The following is a 9,426-nucleotide window of genomic DNA, read 5'->3' as shown; positions in this document are numbered from 1 at the left end:
GCGTTCGCTCATGCCAGCGCCTCGGCGTGGGTGGCCCGGGCGGCGGCGACCGAGCCGAGGAGCGCGGCCCGCTCGGCCGGCGCGGCGGCGCACGCCTTTGCGGCGTTGGTCCGGGCCTGCTGCTCGGCCCGGCGCAGGTCGGTCAGCACCTCGTCCGGGTCGGCGGCCGGCGTGCCCGTCGGGTCGGCCGTGGGCGTGCCGGAGGGCGCCGGCCGGCCGATCACCCGGCGCAGCTCCTCGGCGTGCGCCCGGTGCGCGTCGGCGATCGGGGTCAGCCGGGTGGCGAGCGTCGGCGCGGCGGTCGCCGCGGCCCGGTAGCGGGCCTCAAGCGCCAGCGCCTCGGCCACCAACGGCTCCAGCGCGTCCGGCGGCGGTGGCTCGTCGTCACGGTCGAGAAGATCACAACCAGTCAGCGGCGCGGCCACGCCACCGAGCGCCAGGAGCGCTCCGGCGCGCAGCAGGCGACGCCGGGAGTGCCCCGCGCAGCCCTGGTCGGATGGTGTTCTGCCGGTCCCCACCGGACAAGTCAACACCATCACCGCCACCCGGTGGGGCAGGGTCGTCGGTGCGCCGCCGGGGCTGCCGTCCGAGGCAGGCGTTACGCTCTGCGCAGCCACCGGGCGCGGACGCCCCGGTGGCGTGCCGGCTTGGCGGGTCGACCGCCGGCGCCGGCGGCGGACAACACGGCTCGACGGGCCGTGGCAACAGCAGAGAGGTGCGCGGAATGACGCAGCGTGGCCGTGCCACCCGGCCGTCCGGGCCCGCCGGGCGGCCCCGCCGGTCCGACGGCTCTCGCGGCGCGGACCGCGGTGGCGCACCCCGCGGCGATCTCGCCGCCCGCCGGACCCGGCTGCGCGAGGTGATCGAGCCGGTGGTCACCGCCGCCGGCTACGACCTGGAGGACCTCTCCGTCTCCCGCGCCGGTCGCCGGCACGTGGTCCGGGTGATCGTGGCCGCCGACGGCGGCATCAGCCTGGACGCCGTCGCGGACGTCTCCCGGGCGGTCTCCGCGGCGCTGGACGCCGCCGAGGAGGCGGCCGGCGACATCGTCGCCGGTGAATACCAGCTCGAGGTCAGCTCGCCCGGCGTGGACCGCCCGCTCACCCTGCCCCGGCACTGGCGGCGCAACGTCGGCCGGCTGGTCAAGGTCACCGTGCGCGGCGACGCCGGGGACCGTCTGCTCACCGGCCGGATCACGGCCGCCGACGACGAGCGCGTGACGCTGGAGACCGACGCCGGGCCGGCCGCGCACCCCTACCCCGAACTCGGACCCGGCCGGGTCCAGGTGGAGTTCAACCGCCTGGACGACCTGGCCGACTCCGATCTCGGTGACGACACCGACATCGACGACGAAGATCTGGAGGACGAGGAGAGGTGAACATCGACCTCGCGGCGCTGCGCGCCCTGGAGCGCGAGCGGGAGATCCCGTTCGACACGATCCTCGCGGCGATCGAGACCGCGCTGCTGACCGCCTACCGGCACACCGACGGCGCCGAGCCGCACGCCCGGGTGGAGATCGACCGCAAGAGCGGCGCCGCCTCGGTCTACGCCCAGGAGCTGGACGACGACGGCACGGTGACGCGGGAGTGGGACGACACCCCGCACGACTTCGGCCGGATCGCCGCCATGACCGCCAAGCAGGTGATCCTCCAGCGGCTGCGGGAGGCCACCGACGAGGTGCACTTCGGCGAGTACGTCGGCCGCGACGGCGACCTGGTCACCGGCGTGGTGCAGGCGCACGAGACCCGCCGGGAGAAGGGCATCGTCAGCGTCGACCTGGGCAAGCTGGAGGGTGTGCTGCCCCAGTCCGAGCAGGTCCCCGGCGAGCGGTACGAGCACGGCGAGCGGATCCGCTGCGTGGTCGTGCACGTGGCCAAGGGCATGCGCGGCCCGCAGATCACGCTGTCCCGGTCGCACCCCGCGCTGGTGAAGAAGCTCTTCGCACTGGAGGTGCCGGAGATCGCCGACGGCACGGTGGAGATCGGCGCGATCGCGCGTGAGGCAGGTCACCGCACCAAGATCGCCGTACGCTCCACCGCCTCCGGCGTCAACGCCAAGGGCGCCTGCATCGGCCCGATGGGGCAGCGGGTCCGCGCGGTGATGAGCGAGCTGCACGGCGAGAAGATCGACATCATCGACTGGTCGGACGACCCGGCCACCTTCGTCGGCAACGCGCTCTCGCCGGCCAAGGCCCTGCGGGTCGAGGTGGTCGACCTGGCCAGCCGCGCCGCCCGGGTCACCGTCCCGGACTTCCAGCTCTCGCTCGCGATCGGTCGGGAGGGGCAGAACGCCCGCCTCGCGGCCCGTCTGACCGGTTGGCGGATCGACATCCGCTCCGACGCGGAGCAGCCCGGCCCCGGCGGGCGGGGCGGAGCTGATCACGTACCGGAGCCAGGCGGCGCGATCTCGAGCAGCTAGGGGTAGACTTCTTCAGTGGCACGACGCGCGCTGCCGGAGCGCACCTGTGTGGGCTGCCGGAAACGCGCGCCGGCCAGCGAGCTGTTGCGGGTCGTCGCGATCGGTGACGGGGCTGGTCAGACCAGCCTCCGGCCCGATCCGGCCCGCAGACTGCCGGGTCGGGGGGCGAACATGCACCCCAATCCGGCCTGCTTCGCGCAGGCGGTGCGGCGCCGCGCCTTCGGGCGGGCACTGCGCGTCGCCGGGGTCCCCGACCACGGCGCGCTTGCCGAGCACGTCGACGCGCAACCCCCGACGACCGGTCAACCCGACCGGTCGAGGGTCGCTAGCAAGGTAGGACGACCGACATGAGCACACGATGAAGTCGCAGAAATGACCAGGCTTCAAGTGCACGAGTGAGGTTGTTGCGGGTGCTGCCCGCACGACCTCGGAGTGAGGAGTGCAGTGGCAGGAAAGGCCCGCGTACACGAGCTCGCCAAGGAGCTCGGGGTCGAAAGTAAGACCGTTCTCGCCAAGCTCAAGGAGATGGGCGAGTTCGTGAAGTCCGCCTCCAGCACCGTCGAGGCGCCTGTCGCCCGACGGTTGCGGAACGCGTTCGTGGCGTCCGCCGGTTCGCCGGCGCCCGCCGCACCGCCGGCGGCCGCGTCCAGCGGCCCGGCACCGACCCCGACGCCCACCCCGACCCCGGGTGCCCCCCGGGTCTCGGCCCGACCGATGCCGCCTCGGCGTCCGGCCGCGCCGACCCCTGGACCGAAGCCCAAGGGCCCGGTCCCCGGCCCGCCGCAGCCGGCGACCCCGGTCGCCAAGCCGGCGAGCGCGCACGACATCGAAGTGGCGGCTGCGGAAGCGCGTGCCGCCGCGTTGAAGGCTGAGCAGGAGGCCGCGGTCAAGGCCGCCCAGGCCGCCCGCCAGCAGCAGCGCGAGCCCGTTCGCCGGGAGCCTCCGGCCGAGGGCGGTCCCCGTCCCGGCCCGCGTCCCGGCCCGAACGCCATGCCGGCGCGTCCGGGTTCCCCGGCCGCTCGTCCCGGTGGCCCGGGTCAGGGCCCGGGCGCCCGTCCCGGCGGTCGTCCGCCGGCGCGCGGTGCCGGCAACAACCCGTTCGGCATTCAGGGTGGCCAGCAGCAGCGGCCCCCGGCCGCCGGTGGGGGCGGTCCCCGTCCCAGCCCGGCCGGCATGCCGCCGCGGCCCAGCCCGGCGTCCATGCCGCCGCGGCCCAGCCCGGCGTCGATGCCGAGCCAGCGCCCGACCACGGGTCGCCCCGGCGGCCCCGGTGGCGGTCGTGGCGGCCCCGGTGGCGGCGCGGGTCGCCCCGGTGGCGGTGGCGGCGGCTACCGCGGCGGTCCCGGTGGCGGTGGCGGTGGCGGTGGCTACCGCGGCGGTCCCGGTGGGGGCGGCGGTGGCGGTGGCTACCGCGGCGGTCCCGGTGGCGGTGGCGGTGCCCCCGGCGGTGGTTTCCGTCCGGGTGGCGGCGGTGGTCGTCCGGGTGGCGGTGGTCGTGGCCGTGGCGGCGGCGCCGCGGGTGCCTTCGGGCGTCCGGGTGGTCGGCCGACCCGTGGCCGCAAGTCCAAGAAGCAGCGCAGACAGGAGTTCGACAACCTGTCGGCCCCGACCATGTCCTCGGGTGCTCCCCGTGGTCAGGGTCAGGTCGTCCGGCTGTCCCGTGGCGCTTCGCTGTCCGACTTCGCCGACAAGATCAACGCCAACCCGGGTTCGCTGGTCCAGGAGATGTTCAACCTGGGCGAGATGGTGACGGCGACGCAGTCGTGCTCCGACGAGACCCTGCTGCTGCTGGGCGAGCACCTCGGTTTCGACGTGCAGATCGTCAGCCCGGAGGACGAGGACCGCGAACTGCTCGCGCAGTTCAACATCGACCTCGACGCCGAGGTCGCGGCCGACCGCCTGGTCAGCCGTGCGCCGGTGGTGACCGTGATGGGTCACGTCGACCACGGTAAGACCAAGCTGCTCGACGCGATCCGCAAGGCGAACGTCGTGGCCGGTGAGGCGGGTGGCATCACCCAGCACATCGGCGCCTACCAGGTCCACGTCCCGCACGAGGGCGAGGACCGCGCGGTGACGTTCATCGACACCCCGGGTCACGAGGCGTTCACCGCCATGCGTGCCCGTGGTGCCCAGGTGACGGACATCGTGATCCTGGTGGTGGCGGCCGACGACGGCGTGATGCCGCAGACCATCGAGGCGCTCAACCACGCCAAGGCGGCGGACGTGCCGATCGTGGTCGCGGTCAACAAGGTCGACAAGCCGGAGGCGAACCCGGACAAGGTCCGCCAGCAGCTGACCGAGTACGGCCTGGTCGCCGAGGAGTACGGCGGCGACACCATGTTCGTCAACGTGGCGGCGAAGCCCGGCACCGGCATCGACGAGCTGCTGGAGGCCGTCCTGCTGACCGCCGACGCTTCGCTGGAGCTGACCGCTCCGGTCGACGGGCCGGCCCAGGGTGTGGCCATCGAGGCGCACCTGGACAAGGGTCGGGGCGCGGTGGCGACCGTGCTGGTGCAGAAGGGCACGCTCCGGGCGGGTGACTCCATCGTCGCCGGTGGGGCGCACGGCCGGGTCCGGGCCATGCTGGACGAGAACGGCAAGCCGGTCGACGAGGCCGGGCCGGCGCGTCCGGTCATGGTGCTGGGTCTGACCACGGTGCCGGGTGCGGGTGACACCTTCCTGGCCGCTGAGGACGACCGCACCGTGCGGCAGATCGCCGAGCAGCGGCAGGCACGGCGGCGGGCGGCCTCGTTCGCCAACTCCCGCGGCCGGGCCACCCTCGAGACGCTCATGGAGCAGCTCAAGGAGGGCGAGAAGACCTCGCTCAACCTGGTGCTCAAGGGCGACGTCTCCGGTTCCGTGGAGGCGCTCGAGGACGCGCTGTTCAACCTCGACATCCCGGAGGAGGTCCAGCTTCGGATCATCCACCGGGGCGTGGGTGCGATCACCGAGAGCGACGTCATGCTCGCGAGCGCCTCGTCCGAGGCGGTCACGATCATCGGCTTCAACGTGCGGGCCGCCAACAAGGTCCGCGAGATCGCCGACCGCGAGGGCGTGGAGATCCGGTACTACACGGTCATCTACCAGGCCATCGAGGAAATCGACGCCGCGCTCAAGGGTCTGCTCAAGCCGGAGTACGAGGAGGTCGAGCTGGGCACCGCGGAGATCCGCGACGTCTTCCGCTCGTCCAAGATCGGCAACATCTCCGGCTGTATCGTCCGGTCCGGTCTCATCCGCCGCAACGCCAAGGCGCGGCTGCTGCGGGACGGGGCGGTCGTGGCGGACAATCTCACGATCAGCTCGCTGAAGCGGTTCAAGGACGACGCGACCGAGGTTCGCGAAGGCTTCGAGTGTGGTCTGACGCTGGGCGGTTACAACAACGTCCAGGTCGGCGACGTCATCGAGACCTTCGAGATGCGGGAGAAGCCGCGCGGCTGAGCGGTGTGCACAACCGTCGACGGCCGGGGCCTTCGGGTCCCGGCCGTCGCCGTTTCCGCAGGCTGCGACAATCTCCGGCGTGATCGGGTACGCGCTGCTCCTCGCCCCCTCCGCCAACCGCGTCTACGCCGACGCGGCGGCCCGGCTGGCCCGCGCCGAACTGGCCGTGTTCGCCGGCTCGGGCGTGCTCGACGCGGTGCCCACCGACGCGGAGGTCACCAGGATCGGTGGGGTGGACTACCTCACCTTCACCGCGCCCGCTCCCGGCCTCGGCGCTCGTGACCTGGCACACCTGGCGAACCTGTCGGCGGCGTACGCGCTCTTCGAGCGGGTCGGCGACGACCTGCTCCGGCCGGTGCCACTGCACCCACTGGCCCACTACGACTCGGATCTGATCACCATCCCCAAGTACGCCGGGAAGACAAACGAGCAGTTCACCCGGCTGCTGCTCAACGTCACGCTGCTCGCCTCGGCCGCCGCGCCCCGGATGCTCGACGGCGGGCTCGTGGTGCTGGACCCGCTCTGCGGCCGGGGCACCACCCTCAACCAGGCGCTCATGTACGGCCACGACGGCATCGGCGTCGAGCGCGACAGCCAGGACGTGGAGGCGTACACGGCGTTCCTGCGGACCTGGCTGCGCCGCAAGCGGCTCAAGCACACGGCGGAGACCACGTCGGTGCGCCGGGACCGCAAGCTTGTCGCCCGCCGGTTCGAGGCGGTGCTCGCGCCGTCCCGGGACGCGCACCGGGCGGGCGTCACCCAGCGGGTCGTGGTGCTCAACACCGACACCACCCGGGCCCGTGAGGTGCTGCGCGCCCGGTGCGCCGACGTGATCGTCACCGACGCCCCGTACGGGGTGGCGCACGGCAGCCGCACCGCTGCGGGCCTGTCCCGCAGCCCGCTGGAGCTGCTCACCGCCGCCGTACCGGTGTGGTGTGAGCTGCTGCGCCCGGGCGGGGCGCTGGGGCTGTCCTGGAACACGCACGTGGCGCCGCGCGGCGAGGCGGAGGCGGTGCTGACCGCCGCCGGCCTGCGCGTGGTCGACGGGCCCGGCTGGCGCGACCTCGCGCACCGGGTCGACCAGGCCATCGAGCGGGACGTGCTGGTCGCGGTCAGGCCGTAATCGGGTGCCGCGGTTCCGTGCGGCGCGTACCGTTGCTCGCCGTGTATACCGGAACCGCGTTGTTCGACCTGTTGCTCCCGGGCGACTCCCGCTCCCTGAAGGCCAAGCGGTCCTACGTCCGGCCGATCGTCGCCGCGTTGCGCAAGTTCGAGGTCTCGGCCGCCGAGGTCGGTGCGCTGGACCTGCACGGCCGGGCCGAGATCGGGGTGGCCGTGGTGGCCGCCGAGGCCGTCCATGTCCGTGAGGTGCTCGACTCCTGCGAGCGGATGGTCGCCGCCCGCCCGGAGACCGAACTGCTGTCGGTGCGCCGCCGTCTGCACGGCGCGGACGACTGACCCGGTCGGCGCGTCGCGCGGTGGTCCGGCCGCGCCGCGCGACGCCCGGCGGGGCGCGGGTAATGTTCTCGGACGTTGGGCGGTCGGCCCGGTGAAGGGCGGCTACCGCGGGTCGCGGCGTCACCCGCGCCGGGGCCGTAGGAACAGCGAACGTGGAGGTGGGGGACATGTCTGATCCGGCCAAGGTACGCCGGCACGCGGAGCGCGTCCGTGAACTCGTCGCGTCGGTGGTGCGGAGCCAGATCAAGGACCCCCGGCTCGGCATGATCACGATCACGGACGCCCGGATCACCGCGGACCTGCGCGACGCCACCGTCTTCTACACGGTGCTCGGCGACGCGGCGGCCCAGGCGAGCACGGCCGCCGCGCTGGAGAGCGCCAGAGGCATGCTGCGCAGCACGGTCGGCAAGGCGCTCGGGCTGCGGCACTCGCCGACGCTGACCTTCGTCCTCGACGACGTGCAGAACCAGGTCAAGCACATCGACGACCTGCTCACCGCCGCCCGGTCCGCCGACGCCGAGGTGCAGCGCCTGGCCGCCGGCGCCGCGTACGCGGGCGACGCCCAGCCGTACCGGGTGGAGGACGAGGACGCGCCGGCGGAGGGCGAGGACGCGCCGGCGGACGACGAGCCGCGCGCCGGCGACCGGCGGTGAGCGGGGTCGCCGGGTCCGGCGTGCCAGCCGCGAGCCGGGTCGGCTCGACTGCCGCCGGGCCGGACGGCGCGGCGGTGGGCGGTCCCACCGACGCCGACTGGGCGGCCGCCGTCGCGGCGGTACGCGACCTCCACGCCGACGCTCGGGTGCTGCTGATCTGCCACGTGAACCCGGACGGGGACGCGCTCGGCAGCATGCTCGGCTTCGCGCTGGGCCTGCGCCGGCTCGGCGTACGTCAACTCCAGGCGACCTTCCCCGGGCCACCGGGTGTGCCCGAGCCGTTCCGCTGGCTGCCCGGCGTCGAATTGCTGGTGTCGCAGGATGACGCGTACCCGGCACCGGATCTGGTGGTCTGCTTCGACGCGGCCAGCGAGTCCCGGTTGGGTGACCTGGCGGATCGGCTGGCCGCGGCCGGCACGTCGCTGGTGCTGGACCATCACGCCTCGAACACCGGTTTCGGCGCCGTCAACCTGGTCGACCCGCACGCGGCGGCGACCTCCGTGGTGGCGCTGGGGCTGCTCGACCGGCTCGGGGTGACGCTGGACGCCGCGATGGCGACCGGCCTCTACGTGGCGCTGACCACCGACACCGGCTCGTTCCGCTTCGAGGCGACCACCTCGGCCGTGCACGAGATGGCCGCGCGCCTGCTGGCCACCGGCATCCGGCCCGGCGACATCTCCCGGCGGGTCTTCGACACCCGCCCGTTCGGCGCCGTCCGCCTCTTCGGCGAGGTGCTCGGCCGGGCCACGCTCGAACCGTCGGCCGCCGCCGGGCACGGCCTGGTCTGGACGTACGCGACCCACGACGACCTGGCCCGTCACGACCAGCCGGCGTACGTGCTGGAGGCGCTCATCGACTCGGTCCGCTGCACCGCCGAGGCGGACGTGAGCTGCGTGGTCAAGCAGTCCGGGCCGGCCGAGTGGGCCGTCTCGCTGCGCAGCAAGGGCGCGGTGGACGTGAGTCGGGTGGCCGTGGGGCTCGGCGGCGGCGGGCACCGGTTCGCGGCCGGCTTCACCGGGCGGGGCGCGATCGACGAGGTGGTCGCCGGCATCCGCGCCGCCCTCACCTCCGCGGTGCTGCCCCCGCACCCCTGAGCGCTCCCGCCACTGCACCTGCCCACCACCCGCCCAGCTCCTCGCCCCGGCCTGGGTGCCGCACCCGGGGCGAGCCGTTCGGGTGACTCGACGTCGCCAGGCCACGTTCGGTTCCGCAGTCCTGGCCCCGCGAGCGGCGGGTTGGGGGCTTCCACCTACACAACCGTTCACTTCCGTCGATCGCGCTGGGTGGCTGCCATGCCGGTCCTCGAGGCGTCCACCGGAGGGCCGGCCCGCTCTGCTCGTGCTCCGCTGTTGTCCGCGTAGACGTGAGACAGCCGTGGCGTTCCACTCACCAGCCCGCTCGCTGCCGGGTGGAACGTGGTGGTTGTCTGCGAGCACTTGAGAGGTGCATGGCGTTCCAC

9 protein-coding genes are annotated in these 9,426 nt (G+C 73.9%); 8 read left to right on the top strand and 1 reads right to left on the bottom strand.

Annotation, left to right across the window (positions count from 1 at the left end; genetic code table 11):
- Positions 1–8: 8 nt before the first annotated feature.
- Positions 9–461, bottom strand: coding sequence for a hypothetical protein (locus AB0H28_RS06490; RefSeq protein WP_358035922.1), 453 nt, complete (start codon positions 459–461; stop codon positions 9–11).
- 263 nt (positions 462–724) lie between these two features.
- Between AB0H28_RS06490 and rimP the strand changes: the two genes are divergently transcribed.
- The 8 genes from rimP (at position 725) to AB0H28_RS06450 (ending at position 9,061) form a co-directional block, all read left to right on the top strand.
- On the top strand, positions 725–1,378 hold the full coding sequence (rimP, locus tag AB0H28_RS06485; RefSeq protein ID WP_358035192.1) for a ribosome maturation factor RimP: 654 nt from the start codon (positions 725–727) through the stop codon (positions 1,376–1,378).
- A complete protein-coding gene (gene nusA, locus AB0H28_RS06480) occupies positions 1,375–2,418 on the top strand; it encodes a transcription termination factor NusA (RefSeq protein WP_358035189.1) in 1,044 nt (347 codons plus the stop codon). The genes rimP and nusA overlap by 4 nt, the downstream gene beginning before the upstream one ends.
- A 15-nt stretch (positions 2,419–2,433) precedes the next feature.
- Complete coding sequence (locus tag AB0H28_RS06475; protein ID WP_358035186.1) at positions 2,434–2,769, top strand: YlxR family protein; 336 nt, start codon at positions 2,434–2,436, stop codon at positions 2,767–2,769.
- A gap of 93 nt (positions 2,770–2,862) precedes the next feature.
- Positions 2,863–5,856, top strand: coding sequence for a translation initiation factor IF-2 (infB, locus tag AB0H28_RS06470; RefSeq protein WP_358035184.1), 2,994 nt, complete (start codon positions 2,863–2,865; stop codon positions 5,854–5,856).
- 79 nt (positions 5,857–5,935) lie between these two features.
- Positions 5,936–6,979, top strand: a complete 1,044-nt coding sequence (locus tag AB0H28_RS06465; RefSeq protein ID WP_358035182.1) for an SAM-dependent methyltransferase — start codon at positions 5,936–5,938, stop codon at positions 6,977–6,979.
- 41 nt (positions 6,980–7,020) lie between these two features.
- Positions 7,021–7,314 (top strand): DUF503 domain-containing protein, encoded by a 294-nt coding sequence (locus AB0H28_RS06460; RefSeq protein ID WP_358035179.1) that lies wholly within the window; start codon positions 7,021–7,023, stop codon positions 7,312–7,314.
- A 167-nt stretch (positions 7,315–7,481) separates the two neighbouring features.
- On the top strand, positions 7,482–7,967 hold the full coding sequence (rbfA, locus tag AB0H28_RS06455; RefSeq protein ID WP_358035176.1) for a 30S ribosome-binding factor RbfA: 486 nt from the start codon (positions 7,482–7,484) through the stop codon (positions 7,965–7,967).
- 74 nt (positions 7,968–8,041) lie between these two features.
- On the top strand, positions 8,042–9,061 hold the full coding sequence (locus AB0H28_RS06450) for a bifunctional oligoribonuclease/PAP phosphatase NrnA (RefSeq protein ID WP_358035920.1): 1,020 nt from the start codon (positions 8,042–8,044) through the stop codon (positions 9,059–9,061).
- The last annotated feature ends 365 nt before the right edge of the window (positions 9,062–9,426 follow it).

The sequence above is a fragment of the Micromonospora sp. NPDC050980 genome (genome assembly GCF_040653835.1).
GTDB lineage: Bacteria > Actinomycetota > Actinomycetes > Mycobacteriales > Micromonosporaceae > Micromonospora.
Note: the sequence above shows the minus strand (reverse complement) of the source record. Positions and strands in the feature narration are given on the sequence as shown.

What these genes read in the sequence shown, in the direction of transcription:
- rbfA (WP_358035176.1), top strand. Translation starts at nt 7,482, where the DNA reads ATGTCTGATCCGGCCAAGGTACGCCGGCACGCGGAGCGCGTCCGTGAA.
- rimP (WP_358035192.1), top strand. Translation starts at nt 725, where the DNA reads ATGACGCAGCGTGGCCGTGCCACCCGGCCGTCCGGGCCCGCCGGGCGG.